Below are 22,876 nucleotides of genomic sequence, written 5' to 3'. Positions count from 1 at the left end.
CACGTTTGAATATTTTTCACTCAATAGATTCTTTCAGCTGCCATCAAAAAACCGTTGTCACAATCGGCACATTTGACGGTGTTCATATCGGACATCAAAAAATTGTGCAACAACTCTTGAGCAGTGCACAACAAAGTCATTGTGCCAGTGTCATTCTGACTTTTTTTCCGCACCCGAGAATGGTCTTGCAAGACCAATCTGAAATCAGATTACTCAACACTATTGAAGAACGAACACTGTTGCTGGAGAAAACCGGTTTGGATTATTTAATTATTCATCCTTTTGACCACAGTTTTTCTCGACTCACTGCTGAAGAATTTGTCAAAAAAGTTCTCGTTGAAAAACTCAATATTCAAAAAATTGTGATTGGTTACGACCACCGTTTCGGACGTAACCGCACTGCCGACATTAATGACCTCATTGATTTTGGGCACCAATATGGCTTTGAAGTTGAGCAAATATCCGCACAACAGATTGAAGATGTTTCGGTGAGTTCAACCAAAATCAGAACTGCGCTACAAGAAGGTCAAATAACATTGGCAAACCAGTATTTGGGCTATCCGTACTTGTTGAGTGGGACAGTAAAAAAAGGTAGGCAACTTGGCAGAACTATTGGTTTTCCGACAGCCAATATCGAACTCGGAATTGATTATAAATTGATTCCAAAAATAGGGGTTTATATCGTTCAAAGCCACATCAACGGAAAATTGACTTATGGTATGATGAACATCGGAACCAACCCGACAGTAAGCGGACAAAACCTTTCAATAGAAGTTTATTTCATAGATTTTGAAGCAGATCTTTACGAACAAAAGCTTGACATCTCTGTCTTGGAACGCATCCGTGATGAAGAAAAATTCGAATCGCTTGATGCGCTCACGAAAGCCATTAGCCGTGATTTAGACATTACCCGAAACTACCTAAAAAACCGCTGATCAACAGCATTGTTATTTCAGAACATATTACCTACTTTTGAGGCAATCATAAAATAAGATGTATGAGTACCATCAGACACAATTGGACCAAAGAAGAAATCATCAACTTATACAACAAACCATTGATGGATTTGCTTTTTGAAGCTGCATCCATCCATCGTCAATACCACGATCCGAATGTAGTTCAGGTATCGACTTTGCTTTCAATCAAAACCGGTGGTTGCCCAGAAGACTGTGGCTATTGCCCACAAGCTGCGCGTTATCACACCAATATTGAAGGCAATGATTTGATGTCGGTGCAACAAGTAAAAGCACAGGCTTTACGTGCCAAATCAAGTGGTTCATCGCGTGTTTGTATGGGTGCTGCTTGGCGAAACGTCAAAGACGGGCCTGAGTTTGATCAAGTGCTTGAAATGGTTCGTACCATTAATAAATTAGATATGGAAGTGTGTTGTACTTTGGGTATGTTGACCGAAAACCAAGCTCAGCGTTTGGCCGAGGCCGGATTGTATGCCTACAACCACAACTTAGATACTTCTGAAGAATATTACAAAGAAGTGATTTCAACCCGCGGATTTGAAGATCGTCTACAAACCATTGAAAATGTGCGCAAAACCAATGTTACGGTTTGTAGTGGCGGAATTATCGGAATGGGCGAAACCATCGAAGACCGCGCCGGGATGTTGGTTGCTTTGGCTACCCTAAGTCCGCAACCAGAATCTGTACCCATCAATGCACTGGTAGCCGTTGAAGGAACTCCGATGGAAGATGAAAAACCAGTTGAAATCTGGGAAATGATTCGTATGGTTGCCACCACGCGCATCGTCATGCCAGAAACCCAAGTTCGTTTGTCAGCCGGAAGAACCAATATGAGTCGTGAAGGTCAAGCAATGTGTTTCTTTGCCGGAGCCAACTCTATTTTTGCTGGAGATAAACTGTTGACCACACCTAATCCGGATGTGAATGAAGACATGAAAATGTTTGAACTTTTGGGATTGCAACCGCAAAAACCATTCATCAAACTTATGCAACCCACTACAGTTGAAGCCAAAGATTCTCAATTTACTTCGTTAGGCGAAAAACCAAAATGGTCACGCCCCGGACATCAAATTGAGCGCAACCTTGAAGCAAGCAACAAAGCAAAAGCTTAATCTTTACAACCTAATAATAAAAAGGCCCGAAATATATCGGGCCTTTTTTTATTTGATTTATTTTAATTAGTAAATGATCTTTTGAACCACCCGCGTTCCGTCTTTTAATTTGACCTCAACCATCAATACTTGATTTGACGGGCTAATAGTATTGATGTTGAACGAAGCTTGGTCTATGTTTTTACTTTCGAAAACCGATCTTCCTAAAACATCATACACTTCAATTTGCTGAATATTTTGGTTGTATGAGTGAATTTCAACACAATCTGTTTTGGTCAAAACCACCACATTTTGATTTGATTCAAATGATGGATTACTCAGCATTTCATTGGTATATCGCAAAACAAAACGATCATCATATCTGCCTGCTGGCGAGGTGAAGTTGTACGGAGCTTGACGCAAATCGTGAATCAATCCGAGTTGCTTGTCTTCAATATAAATATTTTGCTGCGTGGTTTCAAACAATCCGTCTACTTTACGGATGGCAATGGTATGCGCCCCTTCATTGGCAATTTTTACGCCCATTGGAACCACATCAGACACATCAAAAGGCAAAGGTCGGCCTTGAATGATATATGGATCGGCATCAATCAACGAATAAACAGTCAACTCATTTTTAATCGAATTCATACAATCATACATATGATCTTTTCCGAGAGTTGAGTTTTCTGAATAACCAATTAATGCGGTATCTTTTTGACCGCCTTGTTGATTAACAACATCAAGCCATATGCGGCTTTTTGATTCCGGACGATGCTCAGCAACAACATTTGTTGACATTCTAAAAAAGTCAGTATTGTCAAACAATCCAGACGCACTAACTAAAGAACCACGACGCAAATCATTGCTAAAAGTAACCGTGCTTCCGGGTTGTGGTGCCGAATCAAGCATGGCTACCAAGAAACCTTGACCTGAAGCAATACTTCCTGCAAAACTATCTGGTTCTGAAGAACCCAAGCCGTTGTACTTGATCAAGTCGGAAGTTGCTGAATAATTATATTGATAATTGTTGTAAAATGGGCTTCCGGTAGCAGCCGGATCTAATCCGTGTTTCCAAATCCAAACCGTTCCTTCGATTTTGGTTTGATTAAGAACCAAAAATTTCTCAGCATCAATGGCTGAAGGATATGGATTTCCGAGTAAATTCCAGTTGTCGTCACGTTGAGTTGTCAATGCATTAGTGGCGTTAGTTGGATCAGCATCATAGTCAGGCCCGACATAGGTTCCGCGGTTAATCGGGAAAGTAAATTGTCCGTTATTGGGTTCGCCTTGAAAAACCAAATTCATGGCTTGAGGAGTTGAAGCACCGTTTGAAGCACGAGCTATGTAACCTTTACCAGTAGTCATAGTTAAGGTAGTTGGCGCTATCCAATTTCCGGTAGTTCCGTTGGCATTGGCTTGTAAGGTATTCCACTCAAAACGATATGCATTCGGCAATGAAGCTACCGGAAAATCTTTGACCGGAGAACCCCAATATACATAATCAAAGTGTTTGACTTGTGCGGTTCTATTGACTTGAAACTTAGTTCCGGTATAAGTACCATCATTGGTGTTGGCTTCATCAATCTGAACCAATTGTCCGTTGTTGGCAATGGTTAAATTACCATTATGACTGAGTTTTTTTCCAGCAATGATATAACCTGCGCTGTCAATGTTGACATTTCTGGCAGCATTGACCGTAAGTGTTCCAGAGGCAATCAAATCGTTTGAAGTTGCTGTATCAAAATTATTGTCAAGAATGACATTGTAAAATGTTTCTGTCCCGACGGTTGCTGAGCTACTGATGGTTTGAACGCCTGTTCCCACAAATTGAACTGTTCCGTTTCCTTCATCAAAAGCCGATGAACCGATGTTGTTGGTCCAAGTTCCGTATAAATAAATTTGCCCATCTGCAGTGGCTGGGTTAGAATCATCCATATCAATATAACCTGCCGGACCATTGATTAAAACATTGCCATGAACTTCAAGTTTGTTGTTGGCGTTACCGATAATTTCAACTTTTTCTCCGGTTACTGTAAGATTTTTGGCAGTTGCAATATTGCCGAAAGCCGCAGCATATTGCGCTGTAGCATCAATCGTGGCTTGACGATTGAAAACATTGTCTCCCACTTGTACATCAACGGTTGCATCGGGCACCAATAAAGTATCCCAATTGCCACAGTTGAACCAGTTGGTATCTTTGAATCCTGTCCATTTTCCGTTTACGTAAACATCCGAAGCGACTATCATTCCCGGGCAAGTTGTTGCTCCTAAATAGTTGTATCCGCTGCTGTCAAAAAGCACATCAGAAGAATAGTAATTCCAATTTGCCGGATTGTTGATCAATGCAATCCACTCATATTTTCCGTTGGTAGTAGTTGAAAAATCAGGATCAACCGGATCGTTGAATTTTACTTGAGAAGCTCCTGTTTCAAGGTTAGCAACATCAGTTGTAAAGCAATCCCTTTTAGGAAAAATAGTTGAACCTTTCGTTCCGTTGGCAATGTCCCAAGCAGGAGCTGTCTTCCAAGGAATATCCGTCCATCCATAAAGTACATTACCATTGTAAGTCATGTCGTGGCTACCGGTGTTGACATTGCCCCAAGTTCCGCCTTGACAAATCCAAACTTGGTCATCTTTGTTCAAATCAAAGAAATAAGAAGCAGATGAGGCTACTGATTTATTCCAGTTGGCATCAGTTGATCCACAAGTGTAAACAGTGTAATCAGTTCCGTCATTCACACCTCCATTAGCGGTATGAATCGTAACAATGGTTCCTTTTGGCAATAAAGAATTGGTTCTGGTCATCATGATGATTCCCTCTGTATTACCCCATAACCCTGCTGTGACCCTTTCATAACCATTATCAGTTAAGTAAATGGTTGTTCCGGGTAATAAATCTTGAAAACAAACAAAAGAAATTTCATCAGCAGACCCTGATGATTCTGCAGTTGTATTCACAGCCAAAATCGCCAAATCACCGGGATTGAGCACCGTTACAGCAATAATGTCAAAAGTAGAGCTGCTCACCACCGGAAAAGCCGAAGACGTATTCAAAACAAACCCAGTTCCAACAACCGTGTGAATAATATTGGTAAAAGTAGCTAATCCGGCTACGGCACTAACAGTCATAGTTCCGCCGCTCATGGTTCCGGTGCTGCTGATGGTTATGGAACCCGTGTAATCTTTATCAAGATTCCCGCATGCATCTTGGGCTGCAACGATTACATTAGTCATGGTGTTACCAGCTCCGGTTGTAGTAGGTTGTTGCGTAAAAGCCAATTTAGTAGCTGTTACGCTTATAATATTTTTTGAATTGGCTGATGATTGAGCACCAAATGCTGTTTTTCCTGATCCGGTTGATGAAAAGATCGTCAAAGCATTGGTGATGGAAAAACCAAAATCATCGCCGTCAAAATTAGTCGCTCCAATACCGCAATTGAGCGATAATCTGAGAGAAAGTGTTTTTTGAGTGTTATCGGCCACCACTACGTTCAAACCTGAAAAGGTAATGTTGTAAACTCCGGCTGTCGTATTTACAACGCCATTGGCCAAACGAGTTGCTCCGTCAAATAAGGCTACCGTTTTAATAGCATCTGACCAACTGGTTACTTGGTTTCCGGTGGCTTTGGTGATGGTAAAATCAGTTAAAATAGTACTCAAATTATCTGCATCTGCAGAAGCTCCGCCGTCTCGCACTTGAAATTGCCAAACTTGAATTCCGGTTGAAGAAGTCAGATTGGCTGCATCATTGATAGTCGAAGCTATGGTTGCCGGTTCAGATAAAGCCACCGCTAAAATGTCTGAAGCACTGCTGGCTGTAGAGGTTCCTTGAATTGAAAAATCATAGGTTGATTCATCAACATCATTGTTAGTGATGGTCAATGTGGCGTTTGAAGCCCCTAAAGTAAGTGCGTTAAAAGTAACCGTAAAAGTTGTTGAACTGCCTGCGGCAACTGGCGATGTTGGCGGCGTGGTTACGGTATAATCAGCAGCGTTGACTCCTGAAAAACTAATTCCGGAAATAGTCAAAGATGCAGTTCCTGTATTTTGAATAGTAAAAGTTCTTGTCGTGGTGGTTGAACCAATCACCATTGACGGAAAAACCGTCCAGTCGGCAGTAGTCGGAGTAGAATCGCCATCGACAATCGTTGTTGCGTTTCCTAAAATATTAATCTCAGGAGATGTGGTTACAACAGTAATACTACTTGTGGTTGCTGGTGTTATTCCGGCAACCGGATTGGCATTAATAGTTAACGTCCCATTACCTGGAGCAGTATATTGAAAATTGGCGGGAAAAGTGAGCACACCGCCCGAAAAAGTTGTTGGCACATTACTCATCCCAAGTGAACCAGCATTGGTAATAGTTACATTGCTGGCGTAATTCAAATCTTGATTGCCATTGGCATCTTGAGCATATACTGTTGGCAATGTTGTAAAATTAACCCCTACATACTGTGTTGCACCGGGAGTATTGGTACAAACAATTTTGGTCGCCACTACGGTTACTTGATTGTTGGTCCCTCCAGATTCAACAACAGTACCTGCACCAGATTCAAATTGAGTTGAAGTCGCTAAGTTTGCTGTTGTAAAGTTGGTCCTATCTATTTTGAAAGCAAAATTCAGTCCGTCAATGGTTGTAGGTAAAGTTCCGCCTAATGCTGTTCTGAGCCAAATTTTAAGTCGGTAGGTTTTGGTTCCTCCATCAGCAACATTACCTAAAGTTGCGGTATTGATTCCAGAAAAAGTAAGGTTGGTTGCATTGACAGTTCCGGTCAAAGTATTGGTTCCGTCTGAGAGTTCTGCCCCTAAAATGGCTTGTGTCCAATCAGCTATGTCATTTCCGGTTCCTTGCGGAATGACTATTTGGCTAATTAATGTTGGCAAAGCATCATTGGCCGCTACCGTATTGGCATCATCAGTAACTAAAAAGTCAAAATTTAATGAAGAGGCTGCTAAGGTATTGACCAAAGAAGAAATGGTTGCCGGTTCTGCGCTTGCCCCAGCGGTAACTCCTGAATACGAAGAAGGTGTTGGAGAAGTAGCATAAACTGTAAAATCATCAATCCCGATGTGGGCATTACTTCCTGAAGTAACACCATTAGCAATCGAAAACCTAAAATCAACCGTTGATCCGTTGGGCACGCTTAAACCTGAAATAGTTATTGATCTGGCTGTCTGGACAACATTAAAAAGAGTTGAAGTACCTGTGGTTGCCGTATAACTATTGGTTCCGGAAATTCCGGTAGTAGAATAAGCTGCTGCTCCTATTCTGTAATCCATTGCGACTGTAGTGGCACGTCCGGCATCGTTGTATTGTTCAACGTTCCAAGTAATGACAAAACCATCAACAATTGCTCCCGTATTGTTCACCGAACTAAAGGTAAAAGTGGTTGCACCAGAAGTGGCTTGTTTTTGTAAAATAGCATAATCTGTACTAACACTCGAAGCTCTACCGGCATAGCAATTATTTCCCGAAGCATTGGCTACAGTTGGTGTCGCTGCACCTGATGTAATGATTGGATAGGTAGCGTTGTATGTAGCTGTTGTGACTGTCCAATTGGCAGGTAAAGTTAAAGCTGTACCTCTGAAAGCATCAAAGTTCTGTGTGTATGTATTACCGGAACCCGTCCCGGTTATTGAGTATTGTCCAACTGCAAAAAAACTGCATAAAAGAGCCGTTATGAGTAATTTTATTTTCATTGTTTCCATAGTGATTTAGGTAACATTTGCGCACAAAAAAAGCAGGTTGTTATTATTTGGGTAGTTTGGGCAAGTCAAAATTACTACTATTTCATTTAAAATGATGCTCTTGAGATTAGGAAATTGTAAACAAATTCTCTTAAAAATCTAGGATTAATGATCCTCAAAGCTTTTGTACGTGTTTTTTCTTACAAATTATTAATTTATTGCGAATCAATGAATTACCAAAAACACAACACGTTATTCAAAAAAGAAATTAATTTTGACATTTATCATTCAACACAGATGGGTTTTTCAAGTGCAGAAATTGACGGATTTAAAAAAAAACTTGAACACTATTGTGTTTATCAGGAACGTTGTCATGAAGATCTTAAAATTAAAATGAAACAGCTTAATGTTCCCTATGAGTATCGTGATGACTTGATGGTTTATCTTATTGAAAATAATTTTTTGAATGAAGAGCGATTCGCTGTAACCTTTGCTAGCGGAAAACATCGGATTAAACACTGGGGGAAAATCAGAATATCTAGTGAACTCAAGTTCAGAAATATATCTTCACGCATCATCAATACGGCTCTTCAAGAAATTTCAGACGAAGAATACTCAGAGAATTTTAATCGAATTGCATTTAAAATTTGGGAGCAAACTACAGAACATAATCTGTTGTTAAAAAAGAAAAAATGTTCAGAATATTTACTCAGAAAAGGCTATGAAAGCCATTGGGTATATGATAAAATTCAAGAATTGTCATCATAGTGGCTTTTCTCAAGAACTTAAAAATTTGCTTTAAACACAATCCATTGATTTTAAAATCTACATCTGTAAGCAACAGAAGTTTTTGATATAAAATAAGAATTAATTTATTTTTTTAAATTTTTTATGCACTTTATCGATTATTTATTACATTTGGTCGATTTTTAAATTGAACCCCTAAATCAATTAACCATGACTAAAGAATCATTATCCAAATTAAAATCAAACACTTTAGAAATTGCCACAACAGTGTTTCATCAGCTGCATCTTATACTCATTGCACTGGCTCTTATATTTTTTAGTGTTGAAACAGCACGTTTCTAATTCATAAAAAAGCCGCTTCATTCAGCGGCTTTTTTATGAATTAGAAATAAGAATACTCACGGCATTTCCGCCAAAACCAACGGCGTTTACGAGCACATTCCGAATGGGTTTTTCGATGAGATATTGCTCCTGAAAAGGTGTCCCGAAAAAAGTTTGCTTTTGCAACATCAGCAAAGCCAATTCAATACTGAGCAAACCCGACGAACCAAAAGTGTGGCCGATTTTCCATTTGTTGGTAGTGAGCAATGGTAATTTGTTTGGGAATATTTTTTCAATGGCTTTGAATTCAGACACATCGCCTTTCATCGTACCTGGTGCATGCATCACAATGGCGTCGATTTCATTGGGCGAAATAGAACCTAGGGCCATTTTCATTGATTTCTGAAAACATTCGGCCTGGTCTGAAATCGAAGTATTGTGCTCTAAATCATCGGTCGCATAGCCTACACCGGTAATGTAACCTAGAGCATGGGCATTGTCTCGTTCTAAAGCAATTACAGCAGCGCCTTCGCCCAAAACCATTGAATTCCGCGTTTTGTTCAGATCAAAAGCACGACACGGATAACCTTCGGTTTCGCGCGAATATATTTTCAAACCTTTGATTTGCGTGAGCGTAAACGGTGTGAGTGGCGCCTCGCTTCCGCCGGCAATAAATTTATCTGCCATGCCCGATTCTAGCCAAGCAACCGCATTGAGCACCGCATGCAAAGCCGTTGAACAGGTAATCGAATGCGAAATTTCAGGTCCGGCTGATTTTAAATCATGCGCTACCCAACTCGACAAATTACCTAAAGTAGTGGTAGGCGAACTCAGCGTTGCGGTTTTTCCGGTGGTCATAAATTCCTCGTGATATTGCTCGAGCAAATGCGTAGCTCCGCGTGACGAACCAATATTAATCCCAATCACATCACCTTTTTTCCAGCCAGCTTGAGCCACCGCGCGGCGCGAAACATCCAAAGCCATAATCACCGATGGATCGAGCGCTTTGTATTTGGCCTCAGACTGACGCAAGGTTTCTAATCTTTGCTGCTCAGCTTCAGGCAAACAAGCCATCCAATACGCCTGCGCTCCGAGATTTTTCATTTCAATCGCAGTGTGTGTGCCGGCATAATGTGCTGCTATTTCATCTGAATCAGACCCCAGAGGCGATACAGAAGCCAAGGCCGATATGGCAATTCGGTGTTTCAAAATAAATTTATTTGGCAGCAAAGTTACACCATTTCAATGGCTCGCTCAACGATTTGATAGACTTTATCAAGTTGTTGGTCGGTGATGACATAAGGCGGTAAAATATAAACGATATTACCCACCGGACGCAAGATGATTCCGTTTTCAATAAAGAAATGGTAGAGTTTATTGCGCAAATTTCCGTAGTAGCTTTCGGTGTTGTCGGTCTTGATTTCAAACGCGAAAACAACGCCCAGAACGCGCGTGGTTTTGACTTTTGAATGTTGTGCAATCTGCGATTGAAAAGCCAAATGTTTTTGATGAATGCGCTGTATATTGGCTTGCATTTCATCAGATTCCAACAAACTCAAACCCGCCAAAGCAGCGGCACATCCGGTAGGGTTAGCCGTAAAAGTATGGCCGTGAAAAAGCGCTTTGTTGACATCGGCATCTAAAAATCCATCAAAGATTTCTTGGGTAAAAGTAGTCAGTGCCATCGGAATAGCTCCGGCAGTCAGCGCTTTTGACAAACACATCATATCGGGCTGAACGCCTAAATAATCACAAGCAAAATTTTTCCCGGTTTTGCCAAAGCCCGTCATCACTTCATCGGCAATGGTAAAGACTTTTTGGGCTTGACAAAGCTTCATCAAAGCCTCTAAAGCTTCAGGCGCATACATGACCATTCCGGCCGCGCCTTGAACCAAAGGCTCAAAAATGAAGGCAGCATAATCTCCGGTTTGCAGAAGTTTTTCAAGTTGGGCTAAACTTTCGCCTTCGCGACCTTGAACCGGAACCGGAATTCTATCTACGTGAATGAGTGAGCCCTGAAAAGCTTCGGTAAAAAAGGTGATTCCGCTTGAGGCCATCGCGCCAAAAGTATCGCCGTGAAAGGCATCTTCAAAAGCGATGACTTTGGTTCTTTGCTCGCCTTGGTTGTAAAAATATTGCAAGGCCGCTTTGAGCGCAACTTCAACGGCGGTAGAACCATTATCTGAAAAGAAAATTTTCTTTTGGTTTGAAGGCAACAAAGTCAGCAATTTTTCTGACAACCGAACCGCGGGTTCATTGGTAAATCCGCCAAACAACACATGCTCTAATGTGATCAATTGCGCATAAATGGCATCAGCCACCAATTTGTTGGCATGTCCATACGGATTGACCCACCACGAGGCAATGGCGTCGATGTATTCCTTTCCTGTTTCATCCCAAAGCAGCGCGCCTTCACCTTTGACAATCGCCGGCAGCAAGCCAGTAGTTTGATGTTGCGTGTACGGATGCCAGTGATAAAGTTGGTCTTTTTCAGATAAATTCATCATTAAATTTTAAGAAGATTTCCGCGCATGGCATCGGCATAATCGGCAATGACATGGGCATCAAAATAAGGTTCATTTTCAATGCGACCGATCATCGTTAGGCCTGTTTTTTCAAGGATGATTTGCTCGGTTGACGGATGCTCATCGCCTGAAAATATAATTCCAGACACTGATAAATTTCTGCTTTTGAGCATTTCAATCGTCAGCAAAGTATGGTTGATGCTGCCCAAATAATGTCTTGAAACCACTATAACTTGATAGTCTTTTTGTATCAAATCCAGCACGCAATCTTGCTCGTTGAGCGGAACCAAAACACCGCCCGCTCCTTCAACCACCAAATGATTTTGGGTTTTGGGCTCTTTGATTTTTTTAAGGTCAATACGCAATCCGTCGATTTCGGCAGCCCAATGCGGACTCGCTGGTGTGTTGAGCGCATAAGCGTTCGGATGAATAACCGTTTTGGAATTGCTGATGAGCGATTGGATTTTATGACTGTCGGAATGGTCTAAATCGCCGGCTTGTATGGGTTTCCAGTAATCGGCTTCAAGCGATTGGGTAACTATGGCTGAAGCGACGGTTTTACCTACGTCAGTTCCGATTCCGGTGATGAATATTTTCATGCGAATTGTTTTGGCAAAAATAAAAAAACCCGCTGTGAAAACGGGCTTTGTTTTTATTCTTCTTTGAGCTGATCAATGACTTTTTTGAGCTCGCGCGCGTACTTTCCGTAAAAATAATGCACCCACCATTCTAAGGCGATGCCCATAAACAAAATGCAAAATACAACAATGCAAAAGGCGGCCATCAAAAAGGTGTGATTCCCCGATTCTGACAATACGGTTTCAGGCATTTTCAGGTACCAAAATCCAATTAAAAATAAAATCAGAAAAGGCGTCAAAGCAAAGCCAAAGGTTTTGTAAAGCTCCATGTTGATGCGGATTTCATAATAGGTTTCATACAGACTGTCTTTGGTATTCAATGTGGTTTGGGCCAATCGTCTGTAAAACAAATAAAGCTTAACTAAATAGTAAATACAGACCGCTACAAAAATGGCAAACATTAAATAGAACGGCAGAATAGCATTTTGGGGAAAGGCATAAAATGCGGGAGCAAATCCGAGAATTACTATAGAAATTATCTGATAAATAAACTCGTTTTTAAGGTTTTTTTTGATGCGATCCAAAGGTGTGTTGGCCGATTGAATTCGGTCTAAATTATGGGGCAACGAGGCCGGATTGGGATGATCGTTGTTCCAAGCTGATTGTAATTCGTTAAAATCCATATCCTTGTTTTTTGATGATTTGTTTTAATTTTTCTTTGGCGCGGTTGAGTTTGACCCGCGCGTTACCTTCAGAAATTCCGAGGTTTTGACCAATTTCTCGGTGCGAATAACCTTCGAGTTGATAAAAGATAATCGCCTTGTCAATTTTGTCTAATTGCTGAACCGCTCGATAAAAATGATTGATTTGACTTTCATGCTCTTCAGTATTACTGGGTTGATCTGCAATATTCTCGGTCGTAAAAGCTTGTTGGATAGGCTTTCGTTTTTCTTTCTTGAAATAAACAATCGCCGTGTTGATGGCCACGCGATACATCCAAGTCGAAAATTGACTATCGCCTTTAAAACTGTCATACGCCTTCCAGAGTTGCAAAACAATTTCCTGAAACAAATCTTCTTGATCGTCGGGTTGGTCCATGTACATTTTAGAAACCTTGAATAAGATTCCTTTGTGCTCATTCATCCGACGCAAAAAAGCTTGTTCCTTTTCTTTCAAAGCCTTAGTTTAAAACGGGTTGAACATGGTATCCGGCTTGTCGTAACAAAGCAATAACACCTTGCGACCCGCCCAAATGTGCCGCACCAAAAGCAAAGAAAACACTTTGTTTTTGCATCATGGCCGGCATGACTTTTACCCAATGCTCGTTGCGGTTGTGCAAGAGTTTTTTCTGGGCTTCGGCATCGATTGAATCGTCATCGGCGATAAGTTTTAATACACCGTCAATATCTTCAGACTTGTATTCTTGAACCAAATCTGCGCACATTTTGGGGCTGATTTCATCCAAATAAGCCATCATTTGATCATCGGTAAATGATTGATTCAAAATATCTATTTGCTCTGAAACTTTTTCTAAACCAACCACCGGCTTTTGACTTTGGGCGGCCATACTGATGAATTCCATTTCGTAGAATTTTAAATCAGCACAGCCAAATGATTTCATAAAGACTAAACTCATGATCGTTTCAAGTGTAAAAGCATCGTATTGCGCCAGTGAACCGAGCGCGTTTTTTTGCAAAATGGCTTCAAGTTTTTTCTTTTGATCTGCCGATAAAACTTGACTCAAAGGTTGGCTGCCCATGGCGAGTTTTTGCGCTTCTTGCATTTCTTGCGGATCTGACATATTGATTTCGAGCGCGAGTTGATTGGTTTGCTCAAAAGCAGTTTTGGCTTTGGGCCACATGGTAAAATCGGCAGCGCAAACCATGTGAATGGTACCAAAAAGATACGATGGCTTTGAAAGTCCGTGGCCTGAAACCTTCCAGAGCACAGATGAATGCTGATTTTTTGATTGGGCGAAAATTGAAGCAGTAAAAAAAGTAACTACTAAAAATAGAACGAGTTTGAATGGTTTTTTCATGATTCTTTTTGTTGATGAATGAAACTTTGTGCTCAGCCTTTGACCGAATCCAAAGTCAAAAGCTTTGTTTTGGATTCAAGCCGTGAGTAAACAAAAGTTTCAAACGTTACAAAAAATTTACAGCGCTTGCAAAATCTGGTCGAGCAAAGCCCTTATTTGTTCTTGTGAATTGAAGTTATGCAAGCAAATACGCAGTCTTTCTTGACCTTCGGGAACTGTTGGCGACAAAATAGGTTTGACATCAAAACCTTTTTTTTGCAATTGAGCCGCGATGCTTTTCACTTTTTGATTTCCGGTAATAATGGCGCATTGAATGGCCGATTTGCTATAAACAAACATCGGTTTGAGCCCCAACTGCATTTTGTACTGATTGAAAAAAACAATGTTTTGCTGCAATTCGGCAAGCGCCTGAGGTTGCGTAGCCAAATGCTCATAGGCGATTAAAACAGACGCAACGCTGTGCGGCGATAAACCTGTGGTATAAATAAAACTACGCGCAAAATTGACCAAATAATCTTTGAGTTCTGAGCTTCCTAAAACGGCGGCTCCATGACAACCCAAGCCTTTGCCAAAGGTGACAATGCGCGCAAAAACCTGATGATGCACTGATTGACTTTGGGCCAAACCTTGGCCTTTTTCGCCAAAAACACCCAAAGCATGCGCCTCGTCCAACACCAAATAAGCGTTGTGCTTTTGGGCTAATTGGGTGAGCATTTCAAGGTTGGGTGCATCGCCATCCATGGAGAATACTGATTCGGTGGCGATGTAAACGTTGGCATTTTCGGTGTAAATGTTGAGCTGTTTTTCTAAATCTTCGTAATCGTTGTGCGCGAATTTATAAGATTTGGCGTGCGATAACCGAATGCCGTCACGCATCGATGCATGGCACAATTCATCAAACAAAATCACATCGCCACGCTGCGGAACAGAACTAAAAAAACCAACGTTGGCATCATAGCCGGAATTAAAAATAAGCGCTGATTCGGTATCGTGAAAATCTGCAAGGACCTTTTCAGTGCGCTCATATAGCGGATGGTTTCCGGATAAAAGCCGTGAACCGGTGGCTCCGTTGGTTGTAAAACCTTCGGCTTGCAGAAAGGTGTGTGTTTGTTGGAATAAATCTGTACTTTTTGAGAATCCTAAATAATCATTAGAAGAAAAATCAACTTGGTCAGAACCGGATAAGCCCAATGTGCGCAAGGCTTGATTTTGTATGCGCTCGTCGAGTTTTTGTTTGAGATTCTGTGGGAATTTCTTCATGAGCCAAAGGTAAAAAATAGGCTGTAACTATTTGAGCCAAAATGTTAATTTGTATCTTGCAGTAAACCAAAACGTTTATGGAAACAACATGCCAAAACTGTGATACTGCTCTGGTTGAAGATTATCATTATTGCCCGAACTGCAGCCAAAAAACACCTTTACATCGATTGAGTTTGCATGAAGTTTTTCATGAATTGTTGCATTATTTTACGCATGCCGACAAAGGTTTTTTAGTATTGATTAAAGAATTGGTTGTAAAAAATGGTTTGGTTGCACAAGAATACATCGCCGGAAAGCGCAAGAAGTATTTTTCTCCGCTGAACTTTTTTATGATTGTGGCTGCACTCAACTTGATTGCCATGACAGCAGACGGTATTGAAGAAAAACACGATGTGCTCAAAGAAAATCCGCAGTTGATGCAATTGGATGCGGCATCGAGGCAACACATGATTCAAATGTACGAACGACAATACACCGCGATAAATTTTATCAGAACCCACGCCAATAAAACAGTTTTAGTTTCACTGCCGTTTATGGCGCTCATTTTTTGGTTTTTTTACCGAAAAGAAAAATACAACTACACCGAACATTTGGTGGCCGGCATGTATATGTATGCCTTTTGCACCCTCTTTTTTGTGGTTTTGACCTTGCTGAACTTAATTACTTCAATCAATACCAACTTGATTTACTTGTTGTGTTTGCTTTTGCAGATGGGTTATTTTACAGTTTTTTATCAGAATTTTATTGGCGATGGAAAAAAACTGAAAGCTTTTTTGGTAAGTCTTTGCGTGATAACTTTCACCTTTTTGGCCAGCGGAATCTTGGTTTGGTTGTATATGGCCGGATTGTTTGGTTGAAATAAATTTGAATGAACACTTGGCTAGTCATTCGTCTTTTAGAAAAGATGATTGATACACTAATGCCCTAGCCCGGATGGCAGCGGCTATCCTTTTTGTTTGCAAAACAAAAAGATAATAGCGAACAGCCGGATCAGCTTCAAATAAAAATAAAAAAGCCCAACACAAGGTCGGGCTTTCTTTTATAACTGAATTGCGGTGATTAATCAACCAACACAATTACTTTGTTGTCTTTCATTTCAATGGTTCCTGAGCTGATGTTTAGCGTGTAGGTTTGCTCATTGATTTTGTTGAATTTATCGGCTACTTCTTTCTCAAATGAGAACGACGAAGCTGCGATTTTGATCTCACCATCTTTGAGCGTCGTTACGATGGGCGCGTGGTTGTTGAGCAATTGAAAACTGCCCGCTGTGCCCGGAAGCGATACCGAAGTAACTTCGCCTTGGAAGAGTTTTGATTCTGGTGATACTATTTCTAATAACATATTGTTTAGAATTTTGATTATGCTTCAGCAAGCATTTTTTGTCCTGCTTCAATCACGTCTTCGATGGTTCCTTTAAGGTTGAAAGCCGCTTCTGGCAAGTGATCTAATTCACCGTCGATGATCATGTTGAAACCTTTGATGGTATCTTTGATATCAACAAGTACACCTGGAATTCCTGTAAATTGCTCAGCTACGTGGAATGGCTGTGACAAGAAACGTTGTACACGACGTGCACGTGATACGGCTAATTTATCATCTTCAGACAATTCTTCCATACCTAAGATGGCGATAATGTCTTGTAATTGTTTGTACTTCTGAAGGATTTCTTTTACGCGTTGAGCACAGTTGTAGTGATCATCACCTAAGATAAGTGGCGTCAAAATTCTTGAAGTTGAATCGAGTGGATCTACCGCAGGATAAATACCCAACTCAGCAATTTTACGTGACAATACTGTGGTTGCATCTAAGTGTGCGAAAGTAGTTGCCGGTGCCGGGTCAGTTAAGTCATCCGCAGGTACGTATACCGCTTGTACGGATGTAATAGATCCTTTTTTGGTTGAGGTAATACGCTCTTGCATCGCACCCATTTCAGTAGCCAACGTTGGTTGGTAACCTACCGCTGATGGCATACGACCCAAAAGTGCCGATACCTCAGAACCTGCTTGTGTAAAACGGAAGATGTTATCAACGAAGAATAGTACGTCTTTACCTTGGTCAGAACCTGCTCCGTCACGGAAGTACTCCGCAATAGTCAAACCTGAAAGCGCCACACGAGCACGAGCTCCTGGTGGTTCGTTCATTTGTCCGAACACAAACGTAGCTTTTGAATCACGCATACCGGCTTTGTCAACTTTGGTCAAATCCCAACCGCCGTTTTCCATAGAGTGCATGAAATCGTCACCGTATTTAATAATACCTGACTCCAACATCTCACGAAGAAGGTCATTACCCTCACGAGTACGCTCACCTACTCCGGCAAATACTGAAAGTCCACCGTGTCCTTTTGCAATGTTGTTGATGAGTTCCTGAATCAATACGGTTTTACCTACTCCGGCACCACCGAACAAACCAATTTTACCACCTTTTGCATAAGGCTCGATCAAATCGATTACTTTGATACCCGTAAATAAAACTTCTGTTGATGTAGAAAGGTCTTCAAATTTAGGAGCCGCTTTGTGAATCGGTGTTCCGCTAACGCCTTCTTTAGGCAAATCACCCAAACCGTCAATAGCATCACCTACTACGTTAAAAAGTCTTCCGTAGATATCTGAACCAATCGGCATTTGGATTGGAGCTCCGGTAGCGAGAACATCTGTACCTCTGCTCAATCCGTCAGTAGAGTCCATTGAGATTGTTCTCACGGTGTTTTCACCGATGTGTGCTTGAACTTCAAGAACCAATTTTGAACCATCTGCTTTGTTGATTTCTAATGAATCATAAATTTTTGGAAGCTCAACATCTTTACCGTTGAACACTACGTCAACCACCGGACCGATGATCTGTGCAACTTTTCCTATTACTTTTGACATTGCTTATGTATTTATTAAATAGCGTTTTAGATTTGTAAAACAACAGCCAAATTACCGCTGTTTTTTCGAGCGCAAAGATAATTTTTTAAAACAGAAAATCAACAACTTTTTAATAAAAAAATATTCTGATTTTACAATATTGTTTGCTTTATAGGCTGAATGCTAAATTTATATTGATAATTCACAAAAAAACAAAGCCCGCTATGAAAATCACAACGGGCTTTTGATGTTTGCGTTTTATTTTTAGAAAGCATCCGGATCAGCCGGAAACAGAATTCTGTATTTGCTTAAGTCTTTTGCCTTCATGTTTGAACCGTATTTTTCGTTGATGGCTTTGATAAATTCATTGGCAATCAAAGCATATCCGCGTGGGCTTGGGTGAACACCATCAAGCGAGAAAGCACCTCCGGTTACATAACCCGAAGTCAACGTGAATCCGTTGGCCGTGATTCCGCCAGAAGTTAATTTATCCATGATGGCTTTTGCATTAACAAAAGCTAATCCATTCGCGTTTGCTATTGACTCAATAGTTATGTTGTATGCGTCAGTAGCATTTCTGACCTCGGTGATTTCATCTTTTGAGAGTACCCAGTTATCAGCTAAAGGTACTGAAACACCATTAACTTGTAGTGGGTTTCCGTTTACTTGAGTTCCGATGAAATTTCTGGCAGGCAACACAATCAAATCTTCAGCGGTTGCTTGGCGATATGAAGGTATACCAAGCGCTGAGAGATTAGTCAAATAACTATCAACCATTACAACGGCATTGGTGCTTCCGGGTGTAAATGAAATAGTTCTTCTGGCCAATTCAGCATCGGTAATCAATCCATTAGCTTTAGCCAAAAGTAATCCGTTGTTATATGCTCCGTACCCTGTTGTATTGCTCATGAGCGCGGTTATAGTAGCCGCATCTAACGGAACCGGATTGTATGGAACAGTTGTAAAGTATGGAAGTGTATTTACATAAGGTAAATTAGCCACCACACCCTTGGCTCCGCCTGCAGTCATGGTTGTTACAATGCTTGAATAAACATTGGCAAAAACATTCGGATCTGTAATATCATTACTGCCATAAGTGGTTGGATCTAAATTCCCAGTTCTATCAACGCCAGCCCCTCCAGATGTTGCATAGGACAAAACATCATTTCCGCCTATCCACAATGAAAAGAAGGTTGGTGACTGAGCAGCAGCGTCTTCAAGTATTTTTGAAGTGGCTGAAGATGCAAATCGGACATAATACGGATTTGCTGCGCCAATTCCTACATTGGCAAGGCTTCCGTAACCCGAAGCTACTAAATGGAAACTTTTGGCACCCGGAACACCTAAATTATTGAAAGGCCCTGAAAGAACACTTGTAACATCAGTCGTCGGGGTTGCACCGGGCAAAGAAATCGGAGCCGTTCCGTTGAAAATAAGACGAACTCCCTGACCCGGAATCGGAGCACCACCAGCAAGTAATCCTCCAAAATTATCAGCCATAAATGGTGTTTTAAATTCTCCCCCGCCAACGGTAGCAAATTGTTCTGCCAATAAATTTGGATAAGCGCCTTTTTGTCCTTCAATAAACAAGGCTCCATCACTGTATCCGGCTGCAAATGAATCGCCTAGAGCTACATATTTTGAAAAGTCGGCCTCGCCAGATGTGAGCGGATTTCCGTCGGATGAGTTATACACCGGATCGGTGTCATCGCTATTATCACACGCTACTATGGTCAACGAAACCAATAGTAACCATTTAAAATTCTTTATCATGTTGCTGTAATTTTAAATTTAAATTATGGGTTGATTGTCCAAGAAGCAAAGTATTGTTGACCAACAAGGCCTGCTCCTAATACTTGGGTATAGTCTTTTCCGCCTAAATTTGCTGCGCCTAATTTGATTACTGATTTCAATTTAGGAATACTGTAGTTAATTTGTGCATCAACAACTACGTTTTCTTCAATAGTCCCATCAACCATAGTTGATTCCCAACGATATTCACTGTTCCATCTTCCGCTTAAATTAAAACCAAAATTTTTAAACAATTTATCGTTGCTGATACTTGCTTTAACTCTGTGTTTTGGCGTATTGAATCCGGCCTCAAAACTTGGATCTTTGGCTTGGTCGAAATCAAACTGTGCGTAGTTGTAGTTGGCTCCAAACTCAAAGTTAGCAGGTAATTTTTTTGAGAATCCAGCTCCGAATCCGAAAGATTTAATTTCAACATCGGTGTTGGTGTACAATTGATAAACTCTGTAGTTTTCATTGCCCAAAGCATGAAGTGATTGCACTTCAGGGTTATTGAGGTAGTTAGGCGCATCAAAAGTAAAATCAAAAGTTTGAGTCGCTTTTCCGTAATATGGAGCTATAACATTGAGATTCCCAATAAAGTCGGTGTATGTATTGTAGTATGCACTCAAATCATAAGTAAAATCTTTTAATTGACCTCTATAACCAACTTCAAATGCTTTTACTTGTTCTGGTTTTACGTAGTCAACATTGGTTTTTCTGAGCAATGCAGCGGCTCCCGGAGTGTTACCTGGGTTATTTTTTAAGAAATTAGAAAAAGCCTGAACTGAAGCTGCAGTATATGAATTGTCATAAGCATTTACACCTGTCATTATTGCTGTGTCACCTTGTGCGTATATCTGACCCACTGCCGGAGACCCCTCGGCCACTGGTAAGGTTTCAGAGTAACGGGTTAAGTTGTCTTTTGCTGATCCAATCAACACAATATTACCGATATTAAAACCAATATACTGTTCTTGAGTTGATGGATTTCTGAATCCGGTTTGGAATGACGCTCTGAAATTGTGATTTCTGTTCTCACCGGCTGAGTAAACCAACGATAGTCTAGGAGAAACGTTTCCGTCAAAGTTTTTACTCTTATCATAGCGCGCTGAACCAGTAAATTTCAAACGGTCTTCAAGGAGTTTTTTCGTGACTTGAGTATATGCACCGTAATCTGTATAGTAAATTGGCCCGTCATCATCCGTATAAATTCTACCAAAAGAATTCAATTGATATTCTCTATAGGAACCTCCGATTTGAATTTCGGCAAACTTGATGATATCTTTAAAATTGTAATTAATATCTGAATGATAAATTCTTGAGTTGTCAACCAATTTAGAACCTTGTGTTACATCAGCCTCTGAAATGACTTTGTTAAAAGCAGCTTTAAACTCAGGGCTTCCGGGAATTAATCTTCCGGTGTCGGCCTTTTGACGAGCAAAATTATGAGCTTGTTGCGGAGTCATGCCTCCCAGAGTTCCTTGAACATAGGCTCCTGCATATTCCCCAAACCAAACTTTGTCTTCTTTCCACTGACGGTTGACATTGATACCTGTAAAGAGCATGTCATATGAGTTTCCGCCATCTTCAGTAGTGGTATATCCTCGAACAAAGAAATTTTTGCCTTTGAATTCTAATTTATGTTGTTGCATAAAAAAGTTGTTCAAATAATAACGACTGGCTCCCTGATAAACAGCGTTACCAAAACCAAATTTACTTTGCCAAATAATTTCAAAATCGTTGGCAAACGGTTTAAAATGCAAAGACATGTCTGCTTTTGCATTGGTTACTTTATTGTCGGTCAAATCAGTTTCGCGATATCCTGTTCTGCTGACATTTACATCCGGTAAAATAGCATTAAATGCGGCTAATTGAGCATCCGTAATAGCTCCAGCTGCATATAGCTTTGGCGCTACTGCTTTGATGTTGGTGGCTACTTCATCTCCATAGACGTTAATACCGTCATAGTTTGGATCGGTTCTATCAAATCCTTCGCCTTGACGAAATTTATCGTCATAATTAACCGCCAACCAATCGGTTCCTTTTAAAAAGGTAAAATTGGCTTTAGTTGCAAACCGCGGGCAAAAAGCATGTGCTACTCGAATTCCGTAATCATAAAAATTATTAGCCCCAGCAGCCGATTGATTGGTTTGCCCATATTTAACATATGCACTTACCCCTTGACTCGTGAATGGGCTCTTACTGTTCATGAACAAGATACCATTAAAAGCATTGGCCCCGTATAATGCTGACGATGCTCCGGGAAGTAATTCAACACTTTGCACATCTAATTCAGACACGCCTATCATATTACCTAAAACAAAGTTGAGTAGCGGCGAAGAATTATCCATCCCGTCTACCAATTGCATGAAACGAGTGTTAGCAACTGTAGCAAAACCTCTTGTATTAATAGATTTGAAGGCCAAACTACTGGTATTCATATGTACCTCTTTGAGATTTTCGAGGCCATCGTAAAAACTAGGAGAAGCTGTTTTTTTTATGTCTTTAACCCCCATTCTCTCAATGGTAACGGGAGATTCTTTAACACGTTCAGCAGTTCTAGAGGCCGAAACAACAATTTCATCAAGTTTCATTTCTTCTGAACGCAAGACAATACTAACGTCTTGGTTATCAGATTTGATTTCTTGGCTTGAGTTACCAAAACCGACACTTGAAATCTCAAGTTTGAAAGGCGGTTTTTTGGTTGTAGTCAATTTGAATTTACCGTCGGCATCAGTTGTAGTTCCTGAATCACCGCTCTGAACTTTAACGTTGGCTCCCGGAATAGGTTGTTTGTTACTGTCAGTAACTGTGCCCGTTACTGTGCTTTGCGCTTGTGCCCATCCGCAAAACATCAGCGAGATCATGATTAAATAGTATTTCATCGGGTTTAAATTTTGATGGTTTATGTAGCCAAAATACGAATATTTTTATCATTACTAAAAAAACTCACTTTTTTTTTAACTATCTTCAAAACACCCCGCTGGAGCTTGTCAAATAAGTATATTTTC

16 protein-coding genes are annotated in these 22,876 nt (G+C 40.7%); 4 read left to right on the top strand and 12 right to left on the bottom strand.

Annotation, left to right across the window (positions count from 1 at the left end; genetic code table 11):
- The first annotated feature begins 5 nt into the window (after positions 1–5).
- Both KIH23_RS10950 and bioB read left to right on the top strand, forming a co-directional pair.
- On the top strand, positions 6–935 hold the full coding sequence (locus KIH23_RS10950; RefSeq protein WP_213213530.1) for a bifunctional riboflavin kinase/FAD synthetase: 930 nt from the start codon (positions 6–8) through the stop codon (positions 933–935).
- Between the two features lie 62 nt (positions 936–997).
- The gene (bioB, locus tag KIH23_RS10945; protein ID WP_213213529.1) at positions 998–2,086 is read left to right on the top strand and encodes a biotin synthase BioB; all 1,089 of its coding nucleotides are present in this window, start codon (positions 998–1,000) and stop codon (positions 2,084–2,086) included.
- A 66-nt stretch (positions 2,087–2,152) separates the two neighbouring features.
- Here bioB and KIH23_RS10940 read toward each other — a convergent pair whose 3' ends face one another.
- Positions 2,153–7,768, bottom strand: a complete 5,616-nt coding sequence (locus KIH23_RS10940) for a choice-of-anchor D domain-containing protein (protein ID WP_213213528.1) — start codon at positions 7,766–7,768, stop codon at positions 2,153–2,155.
- 216 nt (positions 7,769–7,984) lie between these two features.
- On the opposite strand from KIH23_RS10940, the gene KIH23_RS10935 reads away from it, so the two are divergent.
- Positions 7,985–8,524 carry a regulatory protein RecX gene (locus tag KIH23_RS10935; protein WP_249684897.1) on the top strand — a complete coding sequence of 180 codons (540 nt, stop codon included), beginning with the start codon at positions 7,985–7,987 and terminating at the stop codon, positions 8,522–8,524.
- Between the two features lie 354 nt (positions 8,525–8,878).
- Here the strand turns inward: KIH23_RS10935 and KIH23_RS10930 are convergent, their stop codons facing one another.
- The 7 genes from KIH23_RS10930 to KIH23_RS10900 form a co-directional block, all read right to left on the bottom strand.
- Entirely contained in the window at positions 8,879–10,033 is a 1,155-nt protein-coding gene (locus KIH23_RS10930) for a beta-ketoacyl synthase N-terminal-like domain-containing protein (protein WP_213213527.1), read from the bottom strand.
- 23 nt (positions 10,034–10,056) lie between these two features.
- Complete coding sequence (bioA, locus tag KIH23_RS10925) at positions 10,057–11,328, bottom strand: adenosylmethionine--8-amino-7-oxononanoate transaminase (RefSeq protein WP_213213589.1); 1,272 nt, start codon at positions 11,326–11,328, stop codon at positions 10,057–10,059.
- 2 nt (positions 11,329–11,330) lie between these two features.
- The gene (gene bioD, locus KIH23_RS10920) at positions 11,331–11,948 is read right to left on the bottom strand and encodes a dethiobiotin synthase (RefSeq protein WP_213213526.1); all 618 of its coding nucleotides are present in this window, start codon (positions 11,946–11,948) and stop codon (positions 11,331–11,333) included.
- Between the two features lie 53 nt (positions 11,949–12,001).
- Entirely contained in the window at positions 12,002–12,610 is a 609-nt protein-coding gene (locus KIH23_RS10915; RefSeq protein ID WP_213213525.1) for a hypothetical protein, read from the bottom strand.
- On the bottom strand, positions 12,600–13,031 hold the full coding sequence (locus tag KIH23_RS10910) for an RNA polymerase sigma factor (protein ID WP_410505143.1): 432 nt from the start codon (positions 13,029–13,031) through the stop codon (positions 12,600–12,602). The genes KIH23_RS10915 and KIH23_RS10910 overlap by 11 nt, the downstream gene beginning before the upstream one ends.
- Before the next feature lie 76 nt (positions 13,032–13,107).
- Positions 13,108–13,965: a TraB/GumN family protein gene (locus KIH23_RS10905; protein WP_213213524.1), complete on the bottom strand. Its 858-nt coding sequence runs from the start codon at positions 13,963–13,965 to the stop codon at positions 13,108–13,110.
- Positions 13,966–14,082: 117 nt separating this feature from the next.
- Positions 14,083–15,225, bottom strand: coding sequence for an aminotransferase class I/II-fold pyridoxal phosphate-dependent enzyme (locus KIH23_RS10900; protein ID WP_213213523.1), 1,143 nt, complete (start codon positions 15,223–15,225; stop codon positions 14,083–14,085).
- Between the two features lie 77 nt (positions 15,226–15,302).
- Between KIH23_RS10900 and KIH23_RS10895 the strand changes: the two genes are divergently transcribed.
- Positions 15,303–16,082: a DUF3667 domain-containing protein gene (locus KIH23_RS10895; protein WP_213213522.1), complete on the top strand. Its 780-nt coding sequence runs from the start codon at positions 15,303–15,305 to the stop codon at positions 16,080–16,082.
- A gap of 202 nt (positions 16,083–16,284) precedes the next feature.
- On the opposite strand, the gene KIH23_RS10890 is transcribed toward KIH23_RS10895, so the two are convergent.
- The 4 genes from KIH23_RS10890 to KIH23_RS10875 form a co-directional block, all read right to left on the bottom strand.
- Positions 16,285–16,566 (bottom strand): FoF1 ATP synthase subunit delta/epsilon, encoded by a 282-nt coding sequence (locus tag KIH23_RS10890; RefSeq protein ID WP_213213521.1) that lies wholly within the window; start codon positions 16,564–16,566, stop codon positions 16,285–16,287.
- A gap of 17 nt (positions 16,567–16,583) precedes the next feature.
- Positions 16,584–18,095 carry a F0F1 ATP synthase subunit beta gene (atpD, locus tag KIH23_RS10885; protein ID WP_213213520.1) on the bottom strand — a complete coding sequence of 504 codons (1,512 nt, stop codon included), beginning with the start codon at positions 18,093–18,095 and terminating at the stop codon, positions 16,584–16,586.
- Between the two features lie 243 nt (positions 18,096–18,338).
- Entirely contained in the window at positions 18,339–19,847 is a 1,509-nt protein-coding gene (locus tag KIH23_RS10880) for an SGNH/GDSL hydrolase family protein (RefSeq protein WP_213213519.1), read from the bottom strand.
- A 23-nt stretch (positions 19,848–19,870) separates the two neighbouring features.
- Entirely contained in the window at positions 19,871–22,750 is a 2,880-nt protein-coding gene (locus KIH23_RS10875; protein ID WP_213213518.1) for a TonB-dependent receptor domain-containing protein, read from the bottom strand.
- Positions 22,751–22,876: the final 126 nt, after the last annotated feature.

Origin of the sequence: Flavobacterium sp. CYK-55 (assembly GCF_018413465.1) — a bacterium.
Lineage (GTDB): Bacteria > Bacteroidota > Bacteroidia > Flavobacteriales > Flavobacteriaceae > Flavobacterium.
This window is presented reverse-complemented; position numbering and strand designations above follow the sequence as displayed.